The 26,838-nt window shown below is 74.8% G+C and carries 24 protein-coding genes; 17 read left to right on the top strand and 7 right to left on the bottom strand.

Annotation, left to right across the window (positions count from 1 at the left end):
• Positions 1 to 94 precede the first annotated feature (94 nt).
• Positions 95 to 919, bottom strand: coding sequence for a class I SAM-dependent methyltransferase (locus ABD358_RS20390; RefSeq protein WP_344632539.1), 825 nt, complete (start codon positions 917 to 919; stop codon positions 95 to 97).
• Positions 920 to 1,281: 362 nt separating this feature from the next.
• On the opposite strand from ABD358_RS20390, the gene ABD358_RS20385 reads away from it, so the two are divergent.
• The 6 genes from ABD358_RS20385 to ABD358_RS20360 all read left to right on the top strand — a co-directional run bounded on the left by ABD358_RS20385 (position 1,282) and on the right by ABD358_RS20360 (position 10,146).
• Positions 1,282 to 2,433 (top strand): acyl-CoA dehydrogenase family protein, encoded by a 1,152-nt coding sequence (locus ABD358_RS20385; protein ID WP_344632538.1) that lies wholly within the window; start codon positions 1,282 to 1,284, stop codon positions 2,431 to 2,433.
• A 2-nt stretch (positions 2,434 to 2,435) separates the two neighbouring features.
• Complete coding sequence (locus tag ABD358_RS20380) at positions 2,436 to 4,505, top strand: SpoIIE family protein phosphatase (RefSeq protein WP_344632522.1); 2,070 nt, start codon at positions 2,436 to 2,438, stop codon at positions 4,503 to 4,505.
• Between the two features lie 85 nt (positions 4,506 to 4,590).
• Positions 4,591 to 5,934, top strand: coding sequence for a hypothetical protein (locus tag ABD358_RS20375; RefSeq protein WP_344632521.1), 1,344 nt, complete (start codon positions 4,591 to 4,593; stop codon positions 5,932 to 5,934).
• A 209-nt stretch (positions 5,935 to 6,143) separates the two neighbouring features.
• Positions 6,144 to 8,645 (top strand): ATP-binding SpoIIE family protein phosphatase, encoded by a 2,502-nt coding sequence (locus ABD358_RS20370; RefSeq protein ID WP_344632520.1) that lies wholly within the window; start codon positions 6,144 to 6,146, stop codon positions 8,643 to 8,645.
• A gap of 82 nt (positions 8,646 to 8,727) precedes the next feature.
• Positions 8,728 to 9,135 carry an STAS domain-containing protein gene (locus tag ABD358_RS20365; RefSeq protein ID WP_344632519.1) on the top strand — a complete coding sequence of 136 codons (408 nt, stop codon included), beginning with the start codon at positions 8,728 to 8,730 and terminating at the stop codon, positions 9,133 to 9,135.
• 111 nt (positions 9,136 to 9,246) lie between these two features.
• Complete coding sequence (locus ABD358_RS20360) at positions 9,247 to 10,146, top strand: MEDS domain-containing protein (protein WP_344632518.1); 900 nt, start codon at positions 9,247 to 9,249, stop codon at positions 10,144 to 10,146.
• A 97-nt stretch (positions 10,147 to 10,243) separates the two neighbouring features.
• On the opposite strand, the gene ABD358_RS20355 is transcribed toward ABD358_RS20360, so the two are convergent.
• Positions 10,244 to 11,107, bottom strand: coding sequence for an RNA polymerase sigma factor SigF (locus ABD358_RS20355; protein WP_344632517.1), 864 nt, complete (start codon positions 11,105 to 11,107; stop codon positions 10,244 to 10,246).
• Between the two features lie 193 nt (positions 11,108 to 11,300).
• Positions 11,301 to 12,134: an aldo/keto reductase gene (locus tag ABD358_RS20350; RefSeq protein WP_344632516.1), complete on the bottom strand. Its 834-nt coding sequence runs from the start codon at positions 12,132 to 12,134 to the stop codon at positions 11,301 to 11,303.
• A gap of 149 nt (positions 12,135 to 12,283) precedes the next feature.
• On the opposite strand from ABD358_RS20350, the gene ABD358_RS20345 reads away from it, so the two are divergent.
• From ABD358_RS20345 to ABD358_RS20325, 5 genes are all read left to right on the top strand, one after another.
• Positions 12,284 to 12,973, top strand: a complete 690-nt coding sequence (locus ABD358_RS20345; RefSeq protein ID WP_344632515.1) for a ribonuclease H family protein — start codon at positions 12,284 to 12,286, stop codon at positions 12,971 to 12,973.
• 124 nt (positions 12,974 to 13,097) lie between these two features.
• On the top strand, positions 13,098 to 14,276 hold the full coding sequence (locus ABD358_RS20340) for a cytochrome P450 (protein WP_344632514.1): 1,179 nt from the start codon (positions 13,098 to 13,100) through the stop codon (positions 14,274 to 14,276).
• Positions 14,277 to 14,278: 2 nt separating this feature from the next.
• On the top strand, positions 14,279 to 14,494 hold the full coding sequence (locus ABD358_RS20335; RefSeq protein WP_344632513.1) for a ferredoxin: 216 nt from the start codon (positions 14,279 to 14,281) through the stop codon (positions 14,492 to 14,494).
• 173 nt (positions 14,495 to 14,667) lie between these two features.
• Positions 14,668 to 15,984, top strand: a complete 1,317-nt coding sequence (locus tag ABD358_RS20330) for a Gfo/Idh/MocA family protein (protein WP_344632512.1) — start codon at positions 14,668 to 14,670, stop codon at positions 15,982 to 15,984.
• A 194-nt stretch (positions 15,985 to 16,178) separates the two neighbouring features.
• A complete protein-coding gene (locus ABD358_RS20325) occupies positions 16,179 to 16,874 on the top strand; it encodes a hypothetical protein (protein WP_344632511.1) in 696 nt (231 codons plus the stop codon).
• Between the two features lie 176 nt (positions 16,875 to 17,050).
• On the opposite strand, the gene ABD358_RS20320 is transcribed toward ABD358_RS20325, so the two are convergent.
• Positions 17,051 to 18,151, bottom strand: coding sequence for a carboxylate-amine ligase (locus tag ABD358_RS20320; protein ID WP_344632510.1), 1,101 nt, complete (start codon positions 18,149 to 18,151; stop codon positions 17,051 to 17,053).
• A 225-nt stretch (positions 18,152 to 18,376) separates the two neighbouring features.
• Here ABD358_RS20320 and ABD358_RS20315 point away from each other — a divergent pair, with 225 nt between their 5' ends.
• Entirely contained in the window at positions 18,377 to 19,060 is a 684-nt protein-coding gene (locus tag ABD358_RS20315; RefSeq protein ID WP_344632509.1) for a hypothetical protein, read from the top strand.
• A 161-nt stretch (positions 19,061 to 19,221) separates the two neighbouring features.
• Here ABD358_RS20315 and ABD358_RS20310 read toward each other — a convergent pair whose 3' ends face one another.
• Both ABD358_RS20310 and ABD358_RS20305 read right to left on the bottom strand, forming a co-directional pair.
• Positions 19,222 to 19,449, bottom strand: coding sequence for a hypothetical protein (locus ABD358_RS20310; RefSeq protein WP_344632508.1), 228 nt, complete (start codon positions 19,447 to 19,449; stop codon positions 19,222 to 19,224).
• Between the two features lie 114 nt (positions 19,450 to 19,563).
• On the bottom strand, positions 19,564 to 20,553 hold the full coding sequence (locus ABD358_RS20305) for a magnesium and cobalt transport protein CorA (protein WP_344632507.1): 990 nt from the start codon (positions 20,551 to 20,553) through the stop codon (positions 19,564 to 19,566).
• A 156-nt stretch (positions 20,554 to 20,709) separates the two neighbouring features.
• Here ABD358_RS20305 and ABD358_RS20300 point away from each other — a divergent pair, with 156 nt between their 5' ends.
• From ABD358_RS20300 to ABD358_RS20280, 5 genes are all read left to right on the top strand, one after another.
• Positions 20,710 to 21,126 carry a CBS domain-containing protein gene (locus tag ABD358_RS20300; RefSeq protein WP_344632506.1) on the top strand — a complete coding sequence of 139 codons (417 nt, stop codon included), beginning with the start codon at positions 20,710 to 20,712 and terminating at the stop codon, positions 21,124 to 21,126.
• Positions 21,127 to 21,566: 440 nt separating this feature from the next.
• Positions 21,567 to 22,781, top strand: a complete 1,215-nt coding sequence (locus ABD358_RS20295) for a S8 family peptidase (RefSeq protein ID WP_344632505.1) — start codon at positions 21,567 to 21,569, stop codon at positions 22,779 to 22,781.
• A gap of 196 nt (positions 22,782 to 22,977) precedes the next feature.
• Positions 22,978 to 24,072, top strand: coding sequence for a YihY/virulence factor BrkB family protein (locus ABD358_RS20290; RefSeq protein ID WP_344632504.1), 1,095 nt, complete (start codon positions 22,978 to 22,980; stop codon positions 24,070 to 24,072).
• Positions 24,073 to 24,344: 272 nt separating this feature from the next.
• Entirely contained in the window at positions 24,345 to 24,716 is a 372-nt protein-coding gene (locus ABD358_RS20285) for a phage holin family protein (protein ID WP_344632537.1), read from the top strand.
• Positions 24,713 to 25,180 (top strand): DUF3618 domain-containing protein, encoded by a 468-nt coding sequence (locus ABD358_RS20280; RefSeq protein ID WP_344632503.1) that lies wholly within the window; start codon positions 24,713 to 24,715, stop codon positions 25,178 to 25,180. Before ABD358_RS20285 ends, ABD358_RS20280 begins: the two co-directional genes overlap by 4 nt.
• Before the next feature lie 114 nt (positions 25,181 to 25,294).
• Here the strand turns inward: ABD358_RS20280 and ABD358_RS20275 are convergent, their stop codons facing one another.
• Positions 25,295 to 26,788 carry a SulP family inorganic anion transporter gene (locus ABD358_RS20275; protein ID WP_425576378.1) on the bottom strand — a complete coding sequence of 498 codons (1,494 nt, stop codon included), beginning with the start codon at positions 26,786 to 26,788 and terminating at the stop codon, positions 25,295 to 25,297.
• Between the last annotated feature and the right edge of the window lie 50 nt (positions 26,789 to 26,838).

Genomic DNA, 26,838 nt, shown 5'->3' with positions numbered 1-26,838 from the left:
GTGGTGGCCGCCGGCATCGGCGCCGCGCGGGCGGAGTCGCGGCGCCGGGGCCCGGCCGGGCGCGGACGCCGCCCGGGAATCCCCGGGCGGCGGCTCAGGGGCGGGCCGCGAGCAGCGCGAACAGCAGCGGAATCCGGGGTTCGGAGTCCGGCAGCCGCCACCAGCCCGACTCCGTGCGGACCATCCGGGGCCAGCGCGGCCACGGCAGTTCGTCGCTCTCCCGGAGCCGGGTGATCACCAGTCCGGCCCCGGCGAGCGCGTCGACCACCTCGCCGAGACCGTGCGGCCACTCGTAGCTGTCGGCGGCCCCCTCGATCGGCGGCCCGTCGGTGTAGGTGTGCGCCGCCTCGTGGTGGACGGCCCCGCGGCCCCCCAGGTAGTCGTGGCGGAGCAGCAGCCCGGACCCCTCGTCCTCGTCCGGGGTGGGGCCGAGCGCCACCAGGAGGGGATGGAACTCCACGACGTACAGCCGGCCCCCGGGGCGCAGCAGCCCGGCGACGGTCCGCGCCCAGCGGTGCAGGTCGGGCAGGTAGCACAGGGCGCCCTTGCCGGTGTAGACGAGGTCGAAGCGGCGCCCTCCCAGGACCTCGGCGGCGTCGTAGACGTTGCCCCGGACGTACTCGGCGTCCAGCCCCGAGCGGGCGGCCAGGTCCCGGGCCGCGGCGACGGAGGCGCCGGACAGGTCCAGGCCGGTGGTGCGCGCCCCGCGCGCGGCGAAGGCGAGGGTCTCGGTCCCCAGGTGGCACTGCAGGTGCAGGACGTCGAGCCCGGCCGGGTCGCCGAGGTCCTCCCACTCGTACGGGGCGAACCAGCGGTCGGCCAGCGAGGCGGGGTCCGCGGCCTCGCCGACGCCGTAGAACCGGCTGGCGACATGGACCGGGACGCGCGCGTCCCAGTTGGCCCGGTTGGCGCGGAACATCTCCTCGACGGCGGGGTCGAAACCCCCGCCGTCCGGCCGGCGGGAGGGGGCGCCCCGGCCCTCCCGCGACGGCTCCGGTCCCCGGGGGTGTTCGGATGCTTCGGTCATACGGCCATCCAACCGCGCGCACCGCCCCGGAGGGGGCCGTTCGCGTCCGAACGACGTGCGGATCCCGGGCGGGGACCCCGGCCCCGCGCGGAAGCCCGCGGGAGGGGCCGCGGGGGCTGCCGACGGGCCGACGGGGTAGGCGGGCCCCGGGAGTAGGCTGCGTGATCGTCGTCGGTCGGTGAACGGGCCGGCCGTGGTGTCCGCCGGTTCCCTCGACCGGTTCGGCGAAGGAGCGGAGTACAGCGGTGGAGCGGATGGAACTGGGCAGGGCCGTGGCCGTGGCGCGGGAGATCGCCGAAGGCGTGCTGGCCCCCGAGGCGGAGGCCGTGGATGCCGAGCGGCGGTGGCCGGACAAGGGCATGGCGGCCCTGCGGACCCGGCTGGGCGGGCTGGTGGTGCCCGAGCGCTTCGGCGGAATGGGGCACGGACTGCTGGCGGTGGCCCAGGTCGGCGAGGCGACGGGACGGGCGTGCGCGTCGACGTCGATCTGCTTCGGGATGCACCTGGTCGGCTCGGCGGTGATCGCCGCGAAGGCCGGGGAGAGGCAGGGCGAGCGCTACCTGGAGCCGATCGCGGCCGGGGAGCACCTGACGACCCTGGCCCTGTCGGAGCCGATGACGGGCGGCGAGTTCTGGCTGCCGCAGACCCGCATGGAGCGCAGCGGGCCGGACCGGCTGCGGCTGACCGGCGCCAAGAGCTTCGTCACCAACGCCGGGCACGCGGACTCCTACGTGGTCTCCACCGTCGCGACCGGCCCGGGGAAGCCTCCCGGCCAGTTCTCCTGCACGGTGGTCGACGCCGGTGCGCCGGGGCTGGCGTGGGGCCCCGAGTGGGAGGGGTTCGGCATGCGCGGCAACGCCTCGCGCGGCATGGAGCTGCCCGGGGTGGAGATTCCGGACTGGTGCCTGCTGGGGGAGGAGGGCGACGAGATCTGGTACGTGTTCAACGTCATCGCCCCCTACTTCCTGATGGCCATGGCCGGCACCTACCTGGGGGTCGCCGCCGCCGCCCTGGAGGAGGCCCGCGCCCACCTGCTGCGGCGCCGTCGGGCCCGCGCCGGCCGGAGCGCGGCCGGCCGGCAGGTCGTGCAGCACCGGCTGGGCACGATGTGGGCCCGGGTGGAGCGCACCCGGAGGCTGATCTACCACGCGGCCGCCGAGGCGGAGGTGGGCGGTCCGGAGGCCCTGCCGGCACTGGCCTCGGCCAAGGCCGAGGTGGCCGACGCGGCGGAGCGGACCGTCAACGACGCCCTGAGCCTGGTGGGCGGCGTGGGCTACGGCGAGCGGTCCCCCCTGCACCGGATGCTGCGGGACGCCCGCGCCGCCCACGTGATGTCCCCGGTCACCGACCTGCTGCGGGTGTGGACCGGACGGGCCCTGCTGGACGAACCCCTGCTGGCGGACTGACCATGACCGACACGAGAGCCCGGATCCTGCTGGTGGAGGTCGCGTCCGAGACCGCGGACGCCCTGGAGGACGCGCTCGGCTCCACGGCCGACCTGGCCGCGGTCACGGCCGGGGAGGTGCTGGCGCGCACCGACGGCGAGCCCGGCGGACGCCGCCCCACGGTGGTGGTCGTCGGCCCGCGGCTGTCGGCGCCGGTCGGCCTGGTCCACGCCGTGCGCCCCCACCCCGCGGACCTGGGGGTGGTCGTGATGGCCGACCCCGCCACCGAGAGCAGGCTGGCCATGCTGCCCGTGCTCTTCTCCGCCGAACTGGTGCGCAGGGTGCCGGCGGACGGAGCCGGCCGGCTGCCGGAGGAGGTCCGCGAACTCCTGGAGGAGATGGCCGGCCACCGCGCCCAGGCCGCCGCGCTGGCCGCCGCCCAGCGGCGGCTGGCCCCGGGCGCGGGAGCCGGCCGGGAGCGGGGGGAGCGCCTGCTGGGGGAGTTCCTCGCCCAGGCGCCGATCGGCGCCCTCATGCTGGACGAGGACGAATCGGTGATCGCCTGGAACCGCCGGGCGGCCGACGTCCTGGGGCTGACCGACCCCGAATCGTTCCACCGGCCGCTGGCCGACCTGTTCCCCCCGGACGACCGTGCCGCGCTGCGGCGGCACCTGGCCGCGTCCGCCGGGCGCGTCCCGCCCGGCCCCGACCTGGTCTTCGAGCGCGTCGGGCCCGACGGCGCCGGGCAGGCCCTGCGCATCGCCCCCCAGCAGGTCCTGGACCTCGAAGGCCGCCGGCGGATCCTGGTCCTCGCCGAGGACGTCACCGACCGCCTCCACGCACAGCGGAAGCTCGCCGAGCGCACCGGCCACGCCCTGCTCAGCGCGGAGGTGGCCGCGGCGATGACGGCCGCCGGGCCGCTCCCCGAACGGCTGGACCGCTGCGTCGGCGCCACCGTGGACCGCCTGGGCGCCGCCCGCGTCTGCGTCTGGACGGTGAGCCCGTCCGGCGAGCCCGAGCACGTGTCCTGTGCCGGGGACGACGAGGAGGACGGCGCCGGCGTCCATCCGGACCGGGAGCGGGAACTGGTCGGCCGGATCCTCGCCGAGGGCCGGCCGCACCTGGACGCCGCGCCCCCCGGGGACCACCGCGCCGCGTCCCGGGCGTCCTTCGCCGGCTATCCGCTGACCTCGGGAGGCGAGCTGATGGGCGTCCTGGCGCTCACCACCCGCCTGGCGCTGTCCGGGGCGGCGCTGTCCGTCCTGGAGAGCATCGCCGACCAGATGGCCGTCGGCATCCAGCAGGACCGCCTGCTGCACCGCCTGCGCGCCGCCACCCAGGCACTGGAACGCCCGCTGCTCCCGCCCCGCCTCCCCGACCTGCCCGGTTTCGACCTCGCCGCCCGCTACCACCCCTTCGGCAACAGCCTGCACATCGGCGGCGACTTCTACGACGCCTTCACCGTCCCCGACGGCCGCCACGTCCTCGTCCTGGGCGACGTCTGCGGCAAGGGGCCGAGCGCCGCCGCCATCACCGGCCTGGTCCGCCACACCCTGTGGGCCGCGGCCCAGCACACCCCCGACCCCGGGCACGTCCTCGGCCTCGTCAACCACGCCCTGCGCCGCCAGAACACCCCCTTCTGCACCCTGACCTACGCCGTCCTGGAGCCCTCCGGCGCCTCCGTCCGCGTCCGCCTGGCCTCCGCCGGGCACCCCGCGCCCCTGCTGCGCCGCGCCGACGGCGCCACCTCGCCGCTGGAGGTCCACGGCCCGCTCCTGGGCGTCCTGGAGGATCCCAGTCATCCGGTGACGGAGTTCGACCTGCCTCCCGGCGGAACCCTGGTCCTCTACACCGACGGTTTCACGGAGGGAGCCGGCGCGAAGAACCTGAGGGAGCCCGAGGACCTCGCCGCCTTCGTCTCCGGGATCCCGCTGCCGCCCGGCACCGGACGTCCCGCCGACCGCGTCGTCGCGGCCATGATGGAGGACGCCCACGCCTGGTGGGGCGAGCGGCTCCGCGACGATCTGGCCGTCCTCGCCCTGACCTGGCTGGGCCCGGACGGCCCGGACGGCCCGGACGGCCCGGGCGCCTGAGGCGGTACGGCCGGGAGGACCGGAGCGCGGCCGGATGTCCCGCACCCGGTACGCTGCCTGACGCTCCGTGGCGTACGGTGCGTTCATGCATGTCGATGGTGCGGAGACACAGGCACAGCAGTACCAGCAGCGTGGGCACGTCCTCCTGATCGCCGGCGACCGCGCCACCCACCGGCGGCGCCCGCGGATCACCCCCAGCGCGAACCTCGCGGCTCTTACCACCGTGCCCACCCCGGTGCTGCTGGGCAGTTCCGCCCCCACCGACGTGGTCCACCTCGACGGCGTCCACGACCCCAACTCGGTCCTGCTGCGGCTGCGCGCCGCCGTCGCGGCCTCCGGACCGGTGCTGCTGTACCTCTCGGGACGCCTGACGGCCGACCGCCGCCGGGGCGAACTGCACCTGGCTCTCACCGGCACCACCGCCGGAGCCGTCCGCTACACCGCGCTGCCGTGGTCGTGGCTCCGCACGGAACTGCGCCCCCGCCCGTCCGGAACCACCGTGGTGTTCGTCGACCTCGCCGCCGACAGGCACGCCTGGGCCCAGCTCCAGGAGCGGCCCGGCGCCCTCGACGAGGACCTGCCGCTGTGCGGGGTCGTCCTGCCCCCCGGCCTCTCCGGCGCCGACGGGGTCAGCCCCTACACCCGGCACCTGGTCGAGCTGCTGCACCGGCAACCCGCCCGGCCCGGCAACGCCCGGCTGCACGCGGAGGCCGCGGCCGCCGCCGGCCTGCCGCCGGGGACCCTGGTCATACCGCGGTCCGGACAACTCACCGCGGCGTCCGAGCCCGCCGGGCCCCGGACCGACATCCAGCGCCTCCTCGCCCAGGTCCGGCAGCGGCAGGTGAGCCCTCCGTCCGCGCACCAGCGGCCCGACGGGCCCCCGCGGCCCGCCCGCGACGACCGGCCCGGCACCGCCCCGGCCCCGGCGGCACCGGCGACGCGAACGGCGCCGTCCGCGCAGCTTCCCGCCGTGCCGCAGCAGTCGCCCGCCCCGGAGGCCGATCCGCGCCCGGTCATCTGGGAGGCCGCACAGGCCGGACGGCACAACGAGGCCGCCGCGATGGCGGCCGCGTGGGAGCAGCACGCGATGCGCCGCTACGGCCCGAACTCCGCGGAGGCCACCCACTGGGCCGAGATCCGCGCCGACCTGGCACGGATCGCCGAGAACTACCCGCTGGCCACCCGGCTGTGGATCGCCGCCACCCGCTCCCGCATCGCCCTGCAGGCACCCGACGCCCCCGAGGTGCTCGCCGCCGCCCAGGGGGCCCACTACTGCTGGCAGCACGTCACCGACCCCGACACCGCCAGGGAACTGGGACCGGACCTGATCGCACTGCTCAGACAGCTCCCCGCGCTCGATCCGCGTCACGTCCCCGTCGCCCAGCGGCGGCTGGACTCGCTGAACTCCCGTGCCCCGGCGGCCGGATGACCCGGAGGCCGGCCCGCCGGCGGTCACGGCCGTCTCCGCGGGCCGGACTCCGCCCGCGGCCTCCCCGGGGCCCCGGCCGAACCGTCCGAACGAGGGCTGAAGACGGAAGCACCGGGTACACAGAACCCGGTCCACGGGCCTGCACCGAACGGGGATAGTCTCTGAGACCCGCGGTTCTCGGCCATGATCGCTTGCCAGGAAGTGACACGATGGAGGACGTCCGGTTCGACCTGTCGGCATTCAGCCTCAGCGAGATGGTGCGCTGCGGCGCGGAACTCCGGAGAGCCCCCTCCGGAGCCACATCGCTCGCCACGGCGGCGGAAGCCGTCACCGATTTCCTGTACCGCGGCATGGCCGACGCGGAGGGCCGCCGCGCCTGCCCCCTGGTGAGGCTGTTCGTGACCCGGCGCTGGAGCGCCCTTCCGCCCGATGACCGCGCGGCGGCCCGGACCCGGACGTCCGCCGGCGCCCCTCCGCCGAGCGCGCGCTGCCTCACGCTGGTCGCCTCCCGGGGCTCGTACCCCCGGTGGGCGGATCCCGCCACCGGCGCCGAGCGCTTCGCCGTGCCCGTGCCCTCCGAGGACGCCGCCCGGCAGGTCCCGCTGCTCTCCCGGCTCGTGGACCGCATCGGAACGGTCTCGGCGGACCAGGCCGACGGCGTGCCGCCGCCCCCGGCCCGTTTCGAGGTCCTCCTCGTCGGCGACGGCCGGCACACACGAGAACTGTGGGGCGAGGAGTTCGCCGAGGAGTACGGCATCCGCTCCGCCCTGGCGTTCGGCGGGCCGCTGCCGGACGGGGAGCTGTTCGCCGTCGTCCTCTTCTCCCGCGTCCCGCTGCCCGCGCAGACCGCCGAGCTGTTCCGCACGGTCGCCGTCAGCGTCCGGACGGCCCTGCTGCCGTTCAGCGGCGCCTCGCCGCCGACCGGATCCGCGGAGCAGACCGTGCACGAGCGCGCCGCCGCCGCGGAGGCCCTGCTGGGAGCCCTGGAGGAGTCCGTCCAGCAGCAGGCGGCCCACCTGGAGACGCTGGTCGCGGAGCTGAGCGCCACCGCACGGGAGCTGCGCCGGTCGCAGCGGGAACTGCGGCGGCGCGAGGAGGAGCTGCGGGCGGAGGCGGCGATCGTCGAGACCCTGCAGGAGGTCGGGAACACCCTGGCCGCGGAACTGGACCTCGACGCCCTGGTGCAGCACGCGTCCGACGCCGCCACCCGCCTGACCGGGGCGGCCTTCGGGGCCTTCTTCTACAACGTCCTGGGCGAGACGGGCGAGTCCTACCTGCTGTACGTGATCTCCGGCGTGGACCGGTCCGCCTTCGACCGGTTCCCCATGCCCCGCAACACCCGGGTGTTCGAGACCACCTTCCGCGGCCTGGGCGTCCTCCGCTCCGACGACATCACCACCGACCCCCGGTACGGCCACAACGCGCCCCACCACGGCATGCCGGAGGGACACCTGCCCGTCCGCAGCTACCTCGCCGTGCCCGTGGTCTCCCGCGGCGAGGTGCTGGGCGGCTTCTTCTTCGGCCACCCCGAGCCCGGCAGGTTCACCGAACGGCACGAGCGGCTGGCCACCGGCATGGCCGCGCAGACCGCCGTGGCACTGCAGAACGCGCGGATGTACCGGCGGGAGCGCGACACCGCGACGGAACTCCAGCGCCACCTGCTGCCGGCCCTGCCCCGGGTCGACGGCATCGTGAGCACCTGGCGCTACCTGCCCGCCGCCCGCGGCACGGAGGCCGGCGGCGACTGGGTCGACCTCATCCCCCTCCCCGACGGGAGGGCGGCCCTGGTCGTGGGGGACGTCATGGGCAAGGGAGTGCGGGCCGCCGCCGTCATGGGGCAGATCCGCACCGCCTGCCGCGCCTACGCGCTGCTCGGGCTCTCCCCGGCCGAGGTGCTGGAGAAGCTCAGCGTCCTGGTGGACGACATCGCCCCCGGCCGCCTCACCACCTGCGTCTACGCGACGCTGGACGCGGACCGGGGCCGGCTGCGCGCGGCCGTCGCCGGCCATCTGCCGCCGGCGCTGCGCGACCCGTACGGCCGGGTGCGTTTCCTGGACGAGGGAATCGGCCCGCCGCTGGGCGTCGGCAGGCGCGGCTACCCGGAGCAGGAGGCCCCCTTCCCGCCGGGCGCCCGGCTGCTCCTGTACACCGACGGCCTCGTCGAACGCCGGGGGCGTTCCCTGGACGAGGGGCTGGGGCGGCTCCGGGAGCTCCTGGCCGAGTCGGCCGGCGAGATCGAGGCCGACTGCGACTCCTGGCTGGACGTCCTCACGTCCGGCGGCCGGCACGACGACGACATCGCCATGCTCTACGTCCACCGCCCCGCCACGGCGGAGCGGGACGGGGCCGCGGTCGTCCGCGAGTACCCCCCGGTGTCCGAGGCGGTCCCGGACGCGCGCCGGGTGGTCTCCGACACCATGCACACGTGGGGACTCGACCGCCTGGCGACCGACATGATGCTCATCGCCGACGAACTGGTGGCCAACGCCGTCCGCCACGCCAGGACACCGCTGCGCATGGAACTGCGGCGCGCCGAGGACAGGATCATGCTGGAGGTCACCGACAGCAGCACCGAGGAGCCCCGGCTGATGAGGTCCGCCCCCCAGGACTTCGGCCACCGGGGGATCTTCCTGATCGACGCCATCGCGACGCGCTGGGGGACCCGCCGCATCGAAGGCGGCAAGGTGGTGTGGGCGGAGGTCACGGTATGACCGGTACCGCCGGGCCGCCCGCCCCGGAAGCAGGCGGACGGTCCGCCGCAGCCCCCCTCGAACGGAGAACGGACATCCGGATATGAACCGAACAACCCCGCCCGAACCGACCGGCGCCGAGCCGGCCGACCCGAGCCCCCTGCCCAGCGGCCCCACCCTGGCGCTCACCTCCCGCGAGGGCCCGGGGCACGCCGTCGTCACCGTCGAGGGCTCCATCGACTACCACACCACGCCGCAACTGCTGGGGCACCTGCTGTCGGCGGAGCTCCAGCAGGTGCCCCTGGTCGTCCTCGACATGTCCCACGTGGCCTTCTGCGACTCCAGCGCGCTGGGCGCCTTCGTGGAGGTCTTCCGGCGCCGTTCCGAGGAGGGGCTGCGCTTCGCGCTCGCCGGTCTCCAGCCCGAGGTCAGGCGGGTCATGGAACTCACCCGCCTGGTGGACGTCCTGCCCCTCCACGCCACGGTGGCCGACGCGCTGGCGGGGGGCTGACCGCCCGCCGGGGGACCGGCGGCACGGTGCCGCCGATTCCGACCGGACTGTACGGTGGGCGCTCCAGGAGGCTTCCACAGCTCGAGAACCGAATGGCTCGGAGTGGAACGCATGGCGTCAGCCGGGTTCGCACAGGACCACCGGCCTTCCGGCGGGACGGGGCATCTGTGCTGCGCCTACTCCGGTGAGGACGAATGGGCCCGCAGTGCGGCGGTGTTCGTCCGGAACGGGCTGGCCGGCGGCCGGCGGGTGGTGTACTTCGCGGACACCGCCGCTCCGGAGACGGTGGTGGAGCGGCTCGGCCGCGCCGGAGTCGACGCGGCGGCGGCGGTGGACCGCGGCCGGCTGGTCGTACGGCGGTCCGGGGACTCGTACCTGCGGCGGCTCCCGTTCGACCCGGACCGGATGGTGGCGGCCTGGGACCGGGTCTGCGCCACGGCGCACGGAGCCGGATACACGGGAGTGTGGGCGGTCGGCGAGATGTCCTGGTGCGCGCGGGGGATCCCGGGGGCGGAACGCCTCCTGGAGTACGAACTGCGGCTGAACGAGGAGGTCTTCACCCGGCTGCCGCTGACCGCGCTGTGCCTGTACGACCGCGAGGCGGTCCCCGGGGACGTCACGGCGCTGCTGACCGCCGCCCACACCCGGCGCCTCGTACCGGACGGGCGGGCCGTCCCCGTGGCGGCGGGGGAGTGGCCGCGTCCGCCGCTGGGGGCCACGCCCCTGGAGGACCGGACGGGTTTCCGGCTGCGCGGCGGCGCGGACGCCGACACCCGCGCCGTGCTGCGGGGCGTGCTGGACGCGCTCGTCCGGCTGCCCGGCCCGGTGGTGCACCTGGACCTGTCCGGCACCGACTTCGTGGACACCGCGTCCGTCGCGGCGCTGGCCGCGGTGGCCGCCGCCGAGCGGACGAGGGGACGGCGGGTGGTCCTCCACCGGCCGCCGCACTCCCTGCGGCGCGTGGCCGCGCTGTTCGCCGACGAGTGCGGTGCGCTGGAGACGGTTCCCTGACGGCCGCCCGAGTCCCGGAACCCGCACGGCGACGGGCCGGTCCGCCCCTTGAAGGGGCGGACCGGCCCGGGAGCCTTCGGCGGTGGAGCCGGCGGTCTCAGTTGGTGGCGAGCATGCCCTCGCGCAGACGCTTCAGGGTGCGCGCCAGAAGGCGCGACACGTGCATCTGGGAGCAGCCGAGACGTTCGCCGATCTGTGCCTGGGTGAGCTCCTCCACGAAACGCATGTGGATGATCTTCCGGTCGCGTTCGTCGAGTTCGGCTATCAGCGGAGCCAGCGCGTGGAAGTCCTCCACCAGTTCCATGGCGGCGTCCTCGGCGCCGATGAAGTCGGCCAGGGCCGTCTCGCCCTCCTCGCCGCCGTTGATGGCCGCGTCCAGGGAGGAGGAGCTGTAGGCGTTGGAGGCCAGGCGGATCTCGATGACCTCCTCCTCGCTGAGGTCCATCAGGGCGGCCAGCTCGCTCACCTTCGGCGACCTGCCCAGGCGGCTGCGGAGTTCCTCGGTGGCCCGGGCGAGTTCGACGCGGGCCTCCTGCAGGCGGCGCGGCACGTGGACGGCCCAGGAGGTGTCGCGGAAGAACCGCTTGATCTCACCGACGATGTACGGGACGGCGAAGGTGGTGAACTCCACCTCGCGCGACAGCTCGAACCGGTCGATCGCCTTGATCAGACCGATCATGCCGACCTGGACGATGTCCTCCATCTCGCCGTCGCCGCGGTTGCGGAACCGGCTCGCGGCGTAGCGGACGAGGGACATGTTCATCTCTATGAGGGTGTTGCGCGCGTACTGGTACTCGTGCGTGCCCTCCTCCAGGACCGCCAGTCGCTCGAAGAAGAGCTTCGAAAGCTCCCGGGCGTCCTTGGGCGCCACCTTCAGCGGATCGGCGATCTCCGGCAGCCGGGCGATGGCGTGGTCGTCGTCGTTCGTCTGCGGAACCGTCGTCACCGTCGTCGCCGTCATGCCTCTCCCCTCCTCGAACGTCGGTCCCGTCCCTGTCCTTCACGGGCCGATGGCTTCGCGCCTACCCCGGCTCGCGGCGGCCATGCGGACGATTTTTTGAGCCGGGAGTGAGCCGCGTCACAAATCCGCCAGGGGCGGCGGCAGTTGCCCGCCGGCCGCCGCCCCCGTACAGCCCCGTGCGACCCGCTGTCGGTCAGGCCAGGTTGAAGACGGCGGGGTCGGGGCCCAGACGCCGTCCCTCGTCCAGGGCGGCGAAGGCGGCCAGATCCTCGTCGTCCAGCTCGAAGTCGAAGACGGCGATGTTCTCCTCGATGCGGGAGGGGGTGACGGACTTGGGGATCACCACGTTCCCGAGCTGGAGGTGCCAGCGCAGCACCACCTGGGCCGGGGTGCGGCCGTGCTTCCGGGCGACCTCGGCGACCGCCGGGACCTCCAGCAGGCCCTTGCCCTGGCCCAGCGGCGACCACGCCTCGGTGGCGATGCCGTGCTGGGCGTGGAAGGCGCGCGACTCGGCCTGCTGGAGCCAGGGGTGGAGCTCGATCTGGTTGACCGCCGGCACGACCGAGGTCTCGCCGATGAGCCGCTCCAGGTGCTCGGGGAGGAAGTTGGAGACGCCGATCGCCTTGGCCCGGCCGTCGGCGAGGATCCGCTCGAAGGCCTTGTAGGAGTCGACGTAGGCGTCCTTCTCCGGCACCGGCCAGTGGATCAGGTAGAGGTCGACGTAGTCCAGGCCCAGCCTCTCCAGCGAGGCGTCGAAGGCGCGCAGCGTCGCGTCGTGGCCCTGGTCGCCGTTCCACAGCTTCGTGGTGACGAAGAGTTCGTCGCGGGCGATCCCGGACGCGGCGATGGCCCGTCCGGTGCCCGCCTCGTTCTCGTAGACCGCCGCGGTGTCGATGGAGCGGTAGCCGGCCTCCAGGGCCGTGCCGACCGCCTTCTCCGCCTCGTCGTCCGGCACCTGCCAGACACCGAAGCCGAGCTGGGGCATGGAGACGCCGTTGTTGAGGGTGATGAAGGGAACCTTGCTCACAGGATGGCGATCCTTACGTCGTCGGTTGCCGTTTCCGGGGTTTCCATGGTCAACGATCACCGGGCGCGGCTTCTTCCCGACCCCCCGGAAGCGGCTCCCGGACCCCGCCGACGGCGGGAGCACCCGCGGGGAGGTGGCAGGATCGGAGGGTGGTGGAACGGATCATCGCCGCCTGTGACGGCGCGTCGAAGGGAAATCCCGGGCCCGCGGCCTGGGCGTGGGTCATCGCCGGTGCGGACGGCGGGGTGGAACGCTGGGAGGCCGGCCCGCTGGGGCGGGCGACCAACAACGTCGCGGAGCTGACCGCGCTGGAGAGACTGCTGGAGGCGCTCGACCCGGCCGTGCCGGCGGAGATCAGGATGGACTCCCAGTACGCGATGAAGGCGGTCACCACCTGGCTGCCGGGCTGGCGCCGGAAGGGCTGGAAGACCGCCGCCGGCACACCGGTGGCCAACCAGGCCCTGGTGATGCGCATCGACGGCCTGCTGGCCGGCCGGAGGGTGGAGTTCGTCCACACCCCGGCCCACCGGGTGGGCGGCGACGTCCTCAACGACGCCGCCGACCGCGCCGCGAGCCACACGGCCCGGACCCAGGAGCCGGCCGGCTCCGCCCTGGGGTCGGTGCTGCCGCCCCCCGAACCGGCGACCGGGAAGAAGCCCCCCGCCAGAGGCCCGGCGGCGCGGCGCCCGAGGCCCGCGCGCTCCCCGGGCGGCACGGTCAAGGCCAGGTTCCCCGGCCGGTGCCGCTGCGGTCGGCCGTACGCGAAGGGCGAGACGATCGCGAAGAACCCCGACGGCTGGGGTCATCCCTCCTGCGCCGCCGGAGCGGACGGAACGTGACGGCGGCCCCTCGCCCGGCCGCGCCGCCAGGCCGGGGCGAGGGGCAGGCCCTCTTGAGGGGGACCGGGAACGGCCCTACGCTCACCGATCGTGAGGAGCCGATTACTCCCGTGGAGGTGTCCCGGTGGACCGTACGGCTGTTCCCTATCCCTTCAACCGCTCCGAGGGCCTCGAACTGGACGACGCCTACCGTGCCGCGCAGGCGCAACCCGGCATGATCCGGGTGCAGTTGCCGTTCGGTGAGCCCGCCTGGCTGGCCACGCGGTACGACCAGGCGAGGACGGTGCTGGGGGACCGCCGGTTCTCCACGGCGGAGGGGGTGACGCGGGACGCGCCGCGGCTGAGGGAGGCGCACATCGCCAACGGCATCCTGTCGATGGACCCGCCCGAGCACACGCGGCTGCGCACGCTGGTGGCCAAGGCGTTCACCGCCCGCCGGGTGGAGGAACTGCGCCCGCGCATCCGCGAGTTCGCCGAGAACCTGGTGGACGACATGGTCGCGGCGGGCCCGCCGGCGGACCTGGTCGAGGACTTCGCGCTGCCGCTGCCGGTCGCGGTGATCTGCGAACTGCTGGGAGTGCCCGCGACCGACCGGCCGCGCTTCCGCCGGTGGAGCGACGACCTGCTGTCCACCGGCGGGCTGACCGCCGAGGAGTTCCAGGCCAGCTTCGGCGAACTGCGCGCCTACCTGGGCCACTTGGTGGAGCTGCACCGCGCCCGGCCGCAGGACGACCTGATGAGCGCCCTCATCGCGGCGCGCGACGAACAGGACCGGCTCAGTGAGACGGAGCTGGTCGACCTGTGCGCGGCCGTCCTGGTGGCGGGGCACGAGACCACCGCCAGCCAGATCCCGAACTTCGTCCTCGTCCTGCTGGGCCACCCGGAGAAGCTGGCCGAGCTGCGGGAGCGGGAGGAGATGATCCCCGAGGCGGTGGAGGAGCTCATGCGGTTCGTGCCGCTGGGCTCGGGAGGCTTCCTGGCCCGGTACGCCACCGAGGACGTGCGGGTCGGGGACGCGCTGGTGCGCGCCGGGGAGCCGGTCATGGTCGCGATCGGCGCGGCCAACCGGGACGCGACGCACTTCGAGGCGCCCGACGAACTGCGGTTCGGCCGCCCGCGGCAGCACATCGGCTTCGGGCACGGTGTGCACCACTGCCTGGGCGCCCAACTGGCCCGCGCGGAACTGCAGGAGGCGCTGCGCGTCCTGCTCTTCCGCCTGCCGGGCCTGCACCTGGCGGGGGACGTGGAATGGAAGACCCAGATGCTGGTCCGCGGACCGCGGACCATGCCGATCGGATGGTGACCATGAGCTGGCACATCGAGGTCGACCAGGGGGCGTGCATCGGCTCCGGCATGTGCGCCGCTCTCGCACCCGACCTGTTCGCCCTGGAGGGGACGGCAGCCGAGGTCGTCCGCGCCGAGACGGAACCGGAGGAGCGGGTGCTCGACGCCGCGGACTCGTGTCCGGCGCTGGCCATCCGGGTGACCGGGGCCGAGGGGGTGGTCGGCCCCCGCCCGTGACGTCCGCGGGCGGCGGGGCGCTCCCGCCGGGGGCGCCCCGCGGGGACGGCCGCCGGTTCGCGCCGGGGCGCGGCCTTGACGGACGCCACCAGGTGGGTGACCCTGCCTCAGGGGTGTAGCAAGCGGTTGCAGTCCGGCGCCGCGCGCCCCGTGCCGTTCGGGAGGCAGAGGCAGTGACACGCCGTTACGCCGTCGTCGGGCTGGGGCACCGCGCACAGCTCTACGTCGACGCTCTGCTGGGCGACTGGAGCGACGCGGGCCGGATCGTCGCCTTCTGCGACACCAACCGCACCCGCATGGACTTCTACAACGAGCTGGTCGTCGCCGCCGGCCGGAGCCCGGTGCCCTGCCACCACCCCGACGACCTCGACGCCGTGCTGGCCGGCGCCGACGTGCTGGTCGTCACCACCCCGGACGCGTTCCACGCCCGCTACGTGTGCGCGGCCCTGGAGGCAGGAGTGGACGTGGTGGTCGAGAAACCGCTTGCCATCGACGCCCAGGGTTGCGCCCGGATCGCCGCCGCGGCCGAACGCGGCGACGCCAGGCTCACCGTGACGTTCAACTACCGTTACTCTCCCCGGAATTCGGCGGTCCGCGGGATTCTGGCGGCGGGCCGGATCGGCGAGGTGACCTCCGTCCACTTCGAGTGGACCCTGGACACCGTCCACGGCGCCGACTACTTCCGCCGCTGGCACCGCCGGCGCGAGTGCTCGGGCGGTCTGCTCGTCCACAAGTCGGCCCACCACTTCGACCTGGTCAACTGGTGGCTGGGCACCCACCCCGAGCTGGTCTTCGCCCAGACCGACCTGCGCTTCTACGGCGACGCGGGCGCCGGCGCCGCCCGGGCCGGCGCGCCCCGACCACCCCGCGCCCACGGCGCCCCCGGACTGGGCGGCGACCCCTTCCTGCTCGACCTCGCCGCCGACCCCCGCCTGAAGCGGCTGTACCTGGACGCCGAGCACGAGGACGGCTACCTGCGCGACCGGGACGTCTTCACGGAGGGCGTCACCATCGACGACACCATGTCGGTGCTGGTCCGCCACGCAGACCGGTCGGTGCTGACGTACTCCCTCACCGCCCACTCGCCCCGCGAGGGCTACCGGGTGGCGTTCAACGGCACCCGCGGCCGGCTGGAGCTGGAGGTGTGCGAGCGGGCGTGGACCCCGCCGCGCGCCGCCGTCGACCCCACGGCCGCGGCCGGTTCGCCGGAGGCCGGCGCCTACGAGCGGCTGACCCTCCAGGAGCACTGGAAGGAACCCGAGGAGATCCCCGTCGAGCAGGGCGCGGGCGGTCACGGAGGGGGCGACGCCCTGCTGCTCGACGACGTCCTCCGCGGTCCGGCGGACGACCCCCTGGCCCGGCGGGCCGGTCTCCGCGACGGACTGCGCAGCGCCCTGACCGGGATCGCGGCGGGGATCTCCTCCCGCACCGGACTGCCCGTCCGGCTCGCCGACGGCGGCACACGGCTGGCGGACCGCGGCCCCGCCTGACCGCGCGGCGCCCGGCCGCTCCGGGCCCGCGGCGCGGCCCCGCGAGGACGGGGACGCGACCTCTGCGCCGGGCCGCCGGAGCCGTGGGCGCGGGCACTCCGCCCTCCCGCGCGCCGCCATGACCTTTACGGCGGGCGCCGACGGGCGTTAGCGTCGGCTCCGCCCTGTCCCCGAGGCCCCTTGCTGGAGTGTCGATGCGCCGAACCGTGCTCGCGGTGGCCCTGGCGTCCTTATTCCTCGCCGGCTGCGGAGCGGACGACTCCGCCCCGCCGGCCGCCTCCGCGTCCCCCGCCTCGCCGCCCGCCTCCGCGTCCTCCGCCCCGGCCGGGCCCGAGCCGGTGCCGACCGGGAAGACCTTCGCCTGGCCGGACGGCCTCGAAGCGACGGCCACCGTACTGGGGCGGCTCCGCGAGGCGGACCGGACGGACGTCCAGGACGGCGTGGTGGACAAGGCGCGGCTGGCCGAGGCCACCGAGAAGCTGCTGGGCGAGAGCGGCGAGCCGCTGGGGCTGCGGGTGAAGCTGACCAACACCGGGGACGCCCCCGTCGACCTGGACGAGGTGGAGCTCCAGTGGGTGGGGGTCAAGGTGGGCGGCATGGCCCAGAAGGCCGCCGACGACGGCGGGTTCGAGGGCGAACTGAAGCCCGGTGAGAGCGCGACGGAGCTGAGCGCCTGGGCCGTGCCGGACATCGTGGCCGTCGGCTACCAGGTGCTCGTGTGGCCCCGGGGCGTCCAGCAGGGCGTGGCGGGGATGTTCTCCGGCGCCGTCCCGGGCGCGTCCGTCCGCCCCCCGGAGGGCGGGCACCACGGCCACTCCGAGGGCGGCGGCCACTCCAAGGACGGCGACCGCTCCGAGGACGGTGGCGGCTCCGGGCACCACGACCACTGATCCGCCGCGCGGACCGCCGCCGTCCCCCTCCACGGGAGGCGCGGCTCCGGGGCCGGAAGCGCTCACGGCCTCACCGGGGCCGCGGCCCGCGCGGTCCGGATCCGTCCGTCGAGGGGGTGGTGTCCCGTTTCCGTTTCCTCCTCTCCCCGGGCCTCCGGGGCCCGGTGCGGCCGGCGTCAGGGGGAGGACGCGGTGGTCTGCCCGGTCAGCATGCGCAGCAGCGCCTGCGGTCCCAGGGGCAGCAGGCGCCGCTGCCGGTCGGCCGCGGTGCCCTCCCGCAGCAGCCGGCGGAGCAGGGAGAGGACCTCACGGGCGTCGCCGGTCTCCTCCAGGACGGGCATGAGGTGCTCCGCCAGGTCGCCGACGACGTCGCCGGCCCCGCGGGGACGGTGGTCGCGGGGGTCGAGGAGCGTGTCGGCCAGGCCGTTCCGGGCGGCGTGCCAGCCGGCCGCGGCCAGGATCTCGGGAGGCGGCGCGGGCACGGGAAGACCGGCCTTGGCCTCGCGCAGGGCCGTGACCGCCAGGGCCCGGACGATCCCGGTGAGCATGACCGCGTCGTCGGCGCGCAGTTGCACGTCCATGGCGCGGACCTCGACGGTCGGGTAGCGCTCGGACAGGCGCGCCTGCCAGTAGAGCTGCCCCAGGTCGCGGATGACGCCGGTGGCCAGCAGGCCCCGGGCGCGCCGGCCGTAGTCGGCGGCGTCGGCGAAGAGGGGCGGGGGGCCGCTGACCGGCCACCGGCCGAAGACCAGGGTGCGCCAGCTCGCGAAGCCGGTGTCGGTCCCCTCCCACAGCGGGGAGTTCGCCGACAGCGCCACCAGGACGGGCAGCCACGGCCGCAGCCGGTTCAGCACCGCCACCCCGGCGGCGCGGTCGGGGACGGCCACGTGGACGTGCATACCGTTGATCAACTGCTCGTCCGCCAGCCGCAGGGCCCTGGCGTGCAGCGCCCGGTAGCGCGGGATGTCCGTGACGGGCGAGGGGGCGGCGGGGGCGAAGGGCGCCGCGCCGCAGGCCGCGATCCGGCAGCCGGCCTCCTCGGCGGCGCAGGAGAGGGCGTGGCGCAGCCGGAGCAGGTGGCCGCCCACCTCGTCCAGCGTCCGGCAGACCGGAGTGGCGATCTCCACCTGGACCTGGAGCAGTTCGGGCTGGACCTCGCCGGCGCTCAGGGCGGGCTGCAGTCCGGCCATGGCGCGGACCTTCTCCGCCCGCGGCACCGGCAGCCCGGTGTCCGGCTCCAGGAGCAGGAACTCCTCCTCCACGCCGACGGTGATCACGGCCGCTCACCGTCCGCCGCGGACTGGACGCCCATGGTCGTCATGGGCGCATGACCCCAGGTGGTGTCGTCACGGACGTCGCCTCCCGGACGCTCGGCCTGATGGTGCCTGCTGAGTCTCCCGCCCGGCAGGGGATAAACGCCCGAACGGACCGGCCGGCCCGGAGGGCGCGACGGGGCGCGGTGGACGTCGTGCCCGGGCCGGAGGAGGTGGCAGTCTGGCGGGGTGCTGATCGAGGGACACGACGGGTGCGGCGGGGGACGGCAGGCCGCCGGGGAGCCGCTGCCGACGCGGCCGGGATTCTGGACCAACCACCTTCTGGGGCTGTGCGGACAGGCGCCGGACGGCCCGGGGCCCGGGCCGGAGTGCTTCGGGGACGACGGGGCCGACGTGGACGCGATGTCCGAGCTCCTCCTGGACGAGCGGACCAGCCCGGTGTTCCGGGTGCCCTTCGGCGGGGGAGCCGCCGTGGTGGTGTACCGGAACACGGCGGACGACCCCGGGGTCGACTTCCTGCTCGTCCGTCCCGGCCGGGGACGGCCGGAGGTCCTCGCCGTCCTCGGCCAGGACCGGTGGGGGCCGGGCCTGTCCTGGCGGGAGCTGCTGCGCATCGCCGACGCGCCCGACCCGGCGGCCGGCGGCGTCCTCGACCCGGACGCCCGTCTGCTGCTCCTGCTGCCCGCTCTCGACGGCGACGGTGACGGCGGCGGTGACGGCGGCCTCCCGGCGGACGCGGTGGCGAGGGTCGGCGCGGCGCTCGTCGCGGTCGGAGCGCCGCGCGACACCGCGCCGGAGACGGCCGGTCACCTCCTCGGCCGTCTGGCGCCCCCGGTGTGGCACGACCCTTCCGGGGGCTCCCCGCTCAGCGGCGCCCGGCCGCGGAGCCCGGCGCCTTCGGCGGAGGGCTGACGCGCCCGGCCGGTCCGGCCGGGCGCGTCAGCCCGGGGCGGGGCCGGTGCGTCTGGGCCACGCCGCACGTCCGCGGAGCGTCCGGGCCGGGCGGACGGCTGTCCCGTCCGCCCGGACGGGGCGCTCCGCGGACACCCGGGCGGGGCCGGGCTCCGGACGGCTCACGCCGCGCGGCCGGATCCGGCCGCGGGGTCGTCGCTCCGGCCCGCGGGGCCGGCCGCCGCGGCGGGGGAGGAGGAGCCGGAACCGGCCACGACGCGGAGATGCCGCCGGGAGCGGGCGTGGCGCGCCGGCGCCGGCCGGGCCAGCATGCGCTCCTCATAGCGTCCCAGCGCCAGCAGGGCGCCGAGCAGCAGAAGGGGTATCGACAGGGCTATGGCGATGACCATGGGAATTTCCTTCGGACGAATGTCCTCACCCTGTGCCGCCTTGCCGCGCGGGCGCGTCCCAAACCGGCGCCCGTGCCGTGCCGTTGGGAGCCGGGGCGCCGGGCGCCGGTGCGGTCAGAGCCAGCCGTTGCGGCGGAAGGCCCGGTACAGCAGGCCGGCCGCCACGGCCATCGCCCCGATCGCGAGCGGATAACCGTAGGTCCAGCTCAGTTCCGGCATGTGGGAGAAGTTCATGCCGTACACGCCGGCGACCATGGTGGGGATGGCGAGGATGGCGGCCCAGGCGGAGATGCGGCGCATGTCGTCGTTCTGCCAGGTGCCCACCCGGGCCAGGTGGGCGTCGAGCACCGAGTTCAGCAGCTCGTCCAGGGAGCGCACCTCGGTGTCGGCGCGGTGCGCGTGGTCGGCCACGTCGCGGAAGTAGGGCAGCACGCCCTCGGGCCAGCCGTCGCGCGAGGCGGCGAACTCCCGCACCACCGGCACCAGGGGCTGTATCGCGTCGCGGAACTCCACGACCTCCCGCTTGAGGGAGTAGATCTCCTCGGTGACGTCGTCGCGGGCGGAGGAGAAGACGCACCGCTCCAGATCGGTCAGGTCGGCGCGGACCTGCACGGCCGCGTCGTTGTAGGAGTCGACCACCACGTCCAGCACGGCGTGGAGGACGGCGGCCGGGCCGAAGCGCAGCGTTCCCGGGTCCGTCCGCAGCCGGCGTTCCGCCTCGGGCGCGGGATCGGCGGGGCCGTGACGGGCGGTCAGCGCGAAGCGGGGACCGAGGAAGACCATCACCTCGCCGGTCTCCACCTCCGAACCGTCCTCGATGTACAGCAGCGTCCTCAGCGCCACGGCCAGCACGTCCCCGTACCGCTCCCGCTTGGGCCGCTGGTGGGCCTGGACGGCGTCCTCCACCGCGAGCGGGTGCAGCCCCAGGTGTCCGGAGAGCTCCTCCAACTCGGCCTGGTCCGGGCCGTCCAGGTGGATCCACCCGAACTCCCCACGCTTCAGGTCCGCCAGGCGGTCCAGGACGGCCCGGCAGCCGCCGTCCGGCCGCGCGCAGTCCACCTGCTCCGAATCGCCCGTTTGCTCGCGGTAGATCACACACCTCATGTCTCACGACTGCGCCGCCGGGCCGGATCCATGCCTGGACTCCGGGTCCGCGCGCTTCGTCCGCCGTGCTTCGTCTGTCGTGTTTGGCGCGGGTTCCCGGGGTTATCCGCCTTCTCGTCCCCAGGTTCCACGGAAGTCGAGTCGAGGAGGGTGTGCATGACGAAGGCACGCGAGATCATGACGGAGGGCGCCGAGTGCGTGCGCGCGGAGGAGAGCGTGCTGGACGCGGCGCGCAGGATGGCCGAACTCGGCGTGGGCGCCCTGCCGGTCTGCGGCGCCGACGACCGGCTCAGGGGCGTGCTGACCGACCGGGACGTCGTGGTGAAGGTGCTCGGCGCGGGCAAGGACCCCGCCGAGGTGAAGGCCGGTGACCTGGCCCAGGGCGAGGCGGTCACCATCGGGGCCGACGACGACGCGGACGAGATCCTGCGCACGATGGGCTCCCACAAGGTCCGCCGCCTGCCGGTCATCGACGGGCACGAACTGATCGGCATCGTGGCGCTGGCCGATGTCGCCCGTGCCCTGCCCGACCGCGCGGTGGGCGACGTGCTCGAGGCTCTCTCCACCGACTGACGCCACGCCCCCGCACCGAGCGGGCGGACCGGCCCCGGCCCGGGGCGGGTCCGCCCGCTCGGTGCTGTCGTGGCCGGCGGGGGCAGGGGTCCGCTCCGGGCCGGCGCGGAGGGCCGCGGACCCTCCGGCGGGGGCCGGCCGGGACGCCGTGACCCCGGTCCGCCCTGAAGGGAGGAGAACGGCGGTTACCGGTGCGAGCCGGTGGAAGAAACCGAATGGCGTTCTTCGGGGCGGACGGCGGCAATCCGTCGCGCGTTCGGTTAAAAACTTGTGTCACTGTCATGACAAGCGGTCAACTCTCTTGCCACGAACGCGCATTCGGATCACTCTTCTGAGCAACCGGGAGCCGGAACGCGGACTCCCGGCCGCGTACGCGATCCCGCGTACCCCCCACAGGGCGCGCTCGACCGGCGCGCCGCCAATGAGGAGGATCCCTCGTAATGGCAAGAACGCGTTCTCTCAAGGGCCGTATCGCAGGCGCCGTCTCGGTGGCCGCCGCCACCGCACTGATCGGCACGGTCGCCGCCCTGCCGGCCCAGGCCGCCCCCACCCCCGCCGAGGGAAGGGTCCTGTACGCAGGATCCCCCACCGCCGTCAAGGGCAGCTACATCGTCACGCTCAAGAAGGACGCCGGCTTCAAGGCCACGTCCCGGGCGGGCAAAAACCTCGTCGCCGAGTACGGCGGCAAGGTGAAGCGGACCTTCGGCACCGTGCTCAACGGCTACGCCGCCGAGCTGACCGAGGCCGAGGCGAAGAGGCTCGCCGCCGACCCGGCGGTCGCCTCCGTCGAGCAGGACCAGAAGGTCCACGTGGACGCCACCCAGACCAACGCGCCCTGGGGCCTGGACCGCATCGACCAGGCCGACACCCCGCTCAACGGCACCTACACCTACCCCGACTCAGCGGGCAGCGGTGTGACGATCTACGTCATCGACACGGGCGTGCGCGTCAGCCACAGCGACTTCGGCGGCCGGGCCGTGAACGGCTACGACGCCGTGGAGGGCGACAACGTCGCCCAGGACGGCAACGGCCACGGGACGCACGTCGCCTCCACCGCCGCGGGCACCAGGTACGGCGTGGCGAAGAAGGCGAAGATCGTGGCGGTGCGCGTACTGAACAACAACGGCTCCGGCACCACCGCGGGCGTCATCGCGGGCGTCAACTGGGTCACCCAGAACGCCACCAAGCCCGCCGTCGCCAACATGTCGCTGGGCGGCGGCATCAGCACCGCGCTGGACAACGCGGTCGCCAACTCCATCGCCTCGGGCGTGACCTACACGGTCGCGGCGGGCAACTCCTCCACCAACGCCTCCTCGTCCTCCCCGGCGCGCGTCCCCAGCGCGATCACCGTGGGCGCCACGACCAGCACGGACGCCAGGGCCAGCTACTCCAACTACGGTTCGGTGCTGGACATCTTCGCCCCGGGTTCCTCCATCACGGCGGCCTGGCGGACCAGTGACACCGCCACCAGCACCATCTCCGGCACCTCGATGGCCGCACCGCACGTCGCCGGAGCGGCCGCCGTCTACCTGGCCGGCCACCCCGGCGCCACCCCGGCCGCGGTCTCGAGCGCCCTGGTGAGCGGGGCCACCGCCAACACGCTGACCGGCGTCGGCACCGGCTCCCCGAACCGGATGCTGCGGCTCGTGCCGTAGCCCCGGCGGCACGACGCCTCCACGGGGACGACTCCCCGTCCCGCACCACCACGGCCGCCCCCTGCGGACCCACCGGTCCGCAGGGGGCGGCCCCGCTTTCCCCCCGCTCCCCGGAGGGCTTCCCGGAAGGCCGTGACGTGCCCATACGGCGGAAGCGGGCCGTTTCCCCCCGGTGCGGGGGGATATCCGCCGGTGTATGGCACGGATGGTGAAACCAGGACACCGAGACGGAACCGGACGCCCCGCCGAGGGAAACCGGCACGGCGACGGGGCCCCCGGCGCCCCCGGCGACTCCGCGCCCCGGCGGGACGACGGCGTCGGACCGGACCCGGAGGTGGAGCGCAGGGCCCCCGACGAACCGAGCGAGCTGCCGGGGAAGTCCTGGTGGGCCGTACTGAGGCGCACCGTGCGGGAGTTCAGGGACGACCGGCTCACCGACCGGGCGGCGGCGCTGACCTACTACGGCACCCTGTCGCTCTTCCCGGCGCTGCTGGTGCTGGTCTCCCTGCTGGGCGTCGCGGGGGAGTCGGCCACCGAGCAGGTCCTGGACAACCTGCGGCGGCTCGCCCCCGGCTCCGTCCGCGACATCCTCATGGACGCGGTGCGGCAGTTGCAGGGCAACGGCGGCACCGGTTCGGTGCTGGCGGTCGCCGGTCTGCTGGCGGCCGTGTGGTCGGCGTCCGGATACGTGGCGGCCTTCATCCGCGCCTCCAACGCCGTCTACGACATGCCCGAGGGGCGGCCGGTGTGGAAGGTCGTGCCGCTGCGCCTGGCCCTGACGCTGACGCTGATGCTCATGGCCTGCGCGAGCGCGCTGATCGTGGTGTTCACCGGCGGCATCGCCCGGCACGCCGGGACCGCGCTGGGCATCGGGGACACGGCGCTGACGGTGTGGTCGGTCGTGAAGTGGCCGGTGCTCGTCCTGCTGGTCACGCTGATGATCGCCCTCCTGTACTGGGCCGCGCCGAACGCCAGGGGCCGCGGTTTCCGGTGGATCACCCCGGGCAGCTTCCTGGCCCTGGTCGTGTGGCTGGCGGCCTCCGCCGGTTTCGCGGTGTACGTGGCCAACTTCGGCTCCTACAACAAGACCTACGGCACCCTCGCGGGCGTCGTGGTCTTCCTGGTGTGGCTGTGGATCACCAACCTGGCCATCCTGCTCGGTCTGGAGTTCGACGCCGAGATGATGCGGCAGCGCGCCATCGCCGGCGGCCATCCCGCGTCCGAGGAGCCGTACGTCGAGCCCCGCGACACCCGTCGGTGGACCGAGGAGGACCGCCGTCACCTCGGATGAGCGGAACGCCGTCCCCCGTCCCCCGCACGGGGGTGACCGGACGGGGGCTGGGTACCCGCATGTCGGCGAGCCCGGCGGACGGGGACGAAGGACGGCGGCACGCTGTGGGACGCGGGCACGCCCGGCGAGGACTCCGTCCCGGCCGCGGCGGAGCCGGCGGCACATCAGGTACGTCCACCTCGGGCAACGGGCTGCCCGGGACAGCGAGAGGCAGGTGAGCGGGGTTGAGCGTTGCCGACAACGGCCCGGGACACGACGGGCGGGGCGACTCGATGGGCGAACTGGTCTCCCAGGCCACGCAGCAGTTGTCGCAACTGGTGCGCGAGGAGATGAAGCTCGCGCGGGCCGAGATGGTCCGGAAGGGCAAGCGCTTCGGAATCGGCGGCGGACTCTTCGGCGGCGCCGGGGTGGTGGCCTTCCTCGCGCTGCAGGCGCTGGTCGCCACCGTGATCGCGGCGCTCGCCCTGGTGCTTCCGGTGTGGGCGTCCGCACTGATCGTCTGCTGCGTGCTCCTGGCCGTCGCCGCCGCCCTGGCCGCGGCCGGCAGGAAGCAGGTCGGCCGGGCGTCCCCGCCCAAACCCGAGCGGGCGATCGACAGCGTCAAGGCCGATGTGGCCGAGATCAAGGAAAGGGCACACCGATGACCGACAATCCGCAGGAACACGGCTCCACCACCACTCCCGAGGAGCTGCGCGAGCAGGCCGAGGCCACGCGCGAGCAACTCGGCCGGACGGTGGAGGCCCTGGCGGGGAAGGTGGACGTGAGGACGCAGCTGCGGGAGAGGACGGCCGCGGCCAGGAGCCAGGCGCAGGACACCGCCGCCCAGGCGAAGGTGACGGTGCGGGAGAAGACGGCCCGGCTCGGACGGCTGGCCCAGGAGAAGCTCCCCGAACCGGTGGTCGAGAAGGCCGCCCGGACCAGGGAGCAGATCACCCGGGCCGCGGCGACGGCCACGGGCAGGCTCCAGGAGAAGACCCCGGAGGCGGTCCACGAGAAGGCGGCGGCGGTCACGGAGACCGCCCGGCGCCGGCGCGGCCCGCTGGCGGCCCTGGCGGTCGTCGCGCTCGTCGTGCTGGTCGGAAGGCGCCGGAGGAGCAGGCGCCGCTGACCCGGACCGCGCCACCGCGCCCCGGCGCGGGGCGGACGCCTTCCCGGGCGTCCGCCCCGCGCCCGGTCCCGGCACCACGGGCGGCTGGTGCGCCCGGTGCCGGGCCGGGGACGGTCACGTGGCCACCCGTACGGGCTCGACCCCCTCCGCGTTGTGCCGTTCCGCCCATACCGTCAGAGCCGTCCGGCAGGCATGGTCCAGATGGCGGAGCCCCGTCAGGTCCAGCTCGATCGCCCGGTCGCGCGGCAGGGCCTCCAGCTCGTCCAGCAGCCTGGGCAGGCGCAGGAAGGTCGCGTTGCCCAGCACCCGCACCAGGATCGGTCCCGTGCCCTCCGGGGTCGGGTCGGAGACCTCCAGGTGGACGTGGGAGGTCTCCCACGCCGACTTCGCGATCGCCATGAGCAGCCCGATCAGGACGCCCTCGAACATGTTCGTCACCACGATCGCGATCGCCGTGACGCCGAGGATCACCGCCTCGCCCCGGTGCTCGCGCCACAGCGGCGGCAGCTCCCGCACCGGGATCAGCTTCCAGCCGGCGTGCACCAGCACGCCCGCCAGGGACGCCAGCGGGATGACGCCGAGCGCGGCCGGGAACATCGCGGCGAAGACCAGCAGCCACACCCCGTGCAGAACCCGGGACGCCCTGGTCCGCGCCCCGGCCCGCACGTTCGCCGAACTGCGGACGATCACCGCGGTCATCGGCAGCGCGCCCAGCACGCCGCACACCGTGTTGCCCGCGCCCTGAGCGATCATCTCCTTGTCGTAGTCGGTGCGCGGACCGTCGTGCATCCGGTCCACGGCCGCCGCGCTGAACAGGCTCTCGGCCGAGGCGATCAGCGCGAAGGCCACCACCGTGCCCAGGACACCGATCTCCGCCAGCCGTGCGAACTCCGCACCACCCGGCGGCCGGACGACGTCCAGCAGGCCCTGCACCCGGACGCGCGCCACCGGCGGGTCCCACACCGCCGTCGCGACGGTGGCCAGGGCCACGGCCGCCAACGGCGCCGGCAGTACCTGCGACGCCACCGGGACGCGCGGCCACAGCACCAGCACCACGACCGTCCCGGCCCCGATGGCCAGGGCCGACAGCGCGGTGCCCGACCCGAGCGTGTCGACGACCAGCCCCGGCACCCCGCCGATCTTCGCCAGGCCGCCGGCCGGCGCCTCGGCGTCGACCAGGGAGTAGAGCTGCCCGGCGATCAGCACCAGACCGATGCCCGCGAGCATGCCCTGCACCACGGCGACCGAGATGGCCCGGAACCAGCGCCCCAGTCGGAGGGCGCCCATCGCCAGTTGCAGTACGCCCGCGGCGAGGACCAGGACGCCCAGCGTCCCGATCCCGTACTCCCGCACCGCCTCGTACACCAGCACGGTCAGACCGGCGGCGGGCCCGCTGACCTGCAGGCTGCTGCCCGGCAGCAGCCCGGTGACGAGTCCGCCGACGATGCCGGTGACCAGCCCCAGCTCCGCCGGGACCCCGGAGGCCACCGCCACGCCCACGCACAGCGGCACGGCCACCAGGAAGACGACCAGCGACGCGGTGAAGTCGGCCCGCAGGTGCCGCAGCGGGCTCCGTCCCCGCTCCCGGCCGGGCGCTCCGGTTCCGATTCGTTCGCCGCCGGACCCTTCCTCGCCGGGCCGCGCGGCCCTCACGGCGG

The sequence above is a fragment of the Streptomyces glaucosporus genome (assembly GCF_039533345.1).
GTDB classification, from domain to species: domain Bacteria; phylum Actinomycetota; class Actinomycetes; order Streptomycetales; family Streptomycetaceae; genus Streptomyces; species Streptomyces glaucosporus.
This window is presented reverse-complemented; position numbering and strand designations above follow the sequence as displayed.

Coding starts and splice junctions, on each gene's coding strand:
- ABD358_RS20375 (WP_344632521.1), top strand. CDS start 4,591: ATGCATGTCGATGGTGCGGAGACACAGGCACAGCAGTACCAGCAGCGT.
- ABD358_RS20325 (WP_344632511.1), top strand. CDS start 16,179: ATGCGCCGAACCGTGCTCGCGGTGGCCCTGGCGTCCTTATTCCTCGCC.
- ABD358_RS20355 (WP_344632517.1), bottom strand. CDS start 11,107: ATGACGGCGACGACGGTGACGACGGTTCCGCAGACGAACGACGACGAC.
- ABD358_RS20295 (WP_344632505.1), top strand. CDS start 21,567: ATGGCAAGAACGCGTTCTCTCAAGGGCCGTATCGCAGGCGCCGTCTCG.
- ABD358_RS20310 (WP_344632508.1), bottom strand. CDS start 19,449: ATGGTCATCGCCATAGCCCTGTCGATACCCCTTCTGCTGCTCGGCGCC.
- ABD358_RS20335 (WP_344632513.1), top strand. CDS start 14,279: ATGAGCTGGCACATCGAGGTCGACCAGGGGGCGTGCATCGGCTCCGGC.
- ABD358_RS20285 (WP_344632537.1), top strand. CDS start 24,345: ATGGGCGAACTGGTCTCCCAGGCCACGCAGCAGTTGTCGCAACTGGTG.
- ABD358_RS20300 (WP_344632506.1), top strand. CDS start 20,710: ATGACGAAGGCACGCGAGATCATGACGGAGGGCGCCGAGTGCGTGCGC.
- ABD358_RS20290 (WP_344632504.1), top strand. CDS start 22,978: ATGGCACGGATGGTGAAACCAGGACACCGAGACGGAACCGGACGCCCC.
- ABD358_RS20305 (WP_344632507.1), bottom strand. CDS start 20,553: ATGAGGTGTGTGATCTACCGCGAGCAAACGGGCGATTCGGAGCAGGTG.
- ABD358_RS20390 (WP_344632539.1), bottom strand. CDS start 919: ATGTTCCGCGCCAACCGGGCCAACTGGGACGCGCGCGTCCCGGTCCAT.
- ABD358_RS20385 (WP_344632538.1), top strand. CDS start 1,282: ATGGAACTGGGCAGGGCCGTGGCCGTGGCGCGGGAGATCGCCGAAGGC.
- ABD358_RS20370 (WP_344632520.1), top strand. CDS start 6,144: ATGGAGGACGTCCGGTTCGACCTGTCGGCATTCAGCCTCAGCGAGATG.
- ABD358_RS20280 (WP_344632503.1), top strand. CDS start 24,713: ATGACCGACAATCCGCAGGAACACGGCTCCACCACCACTCCCGAGGAG.
- ABD358_RS20365 (WP_344632519.1), top strand. CDS start 8,728: ATGAACCGAACAACCCCGCCCGAACCGACCGGCGCCGAGCCGGCCGAC.
- ABD358_RS20380 (WP_344632522.1), top strand. CDS start 2,436: ATGACCGACACGAGAGCCCGGATCCTGCTGGTGGAGGTCGCGTCCGAG.
- ABD358_RS20360 (WP_344632518.1), top strand. CDS start 9,247: ATGGCGTCAGCCGGGTTCGCACAGGACCACCGGCCTTCCGGCGGGACG.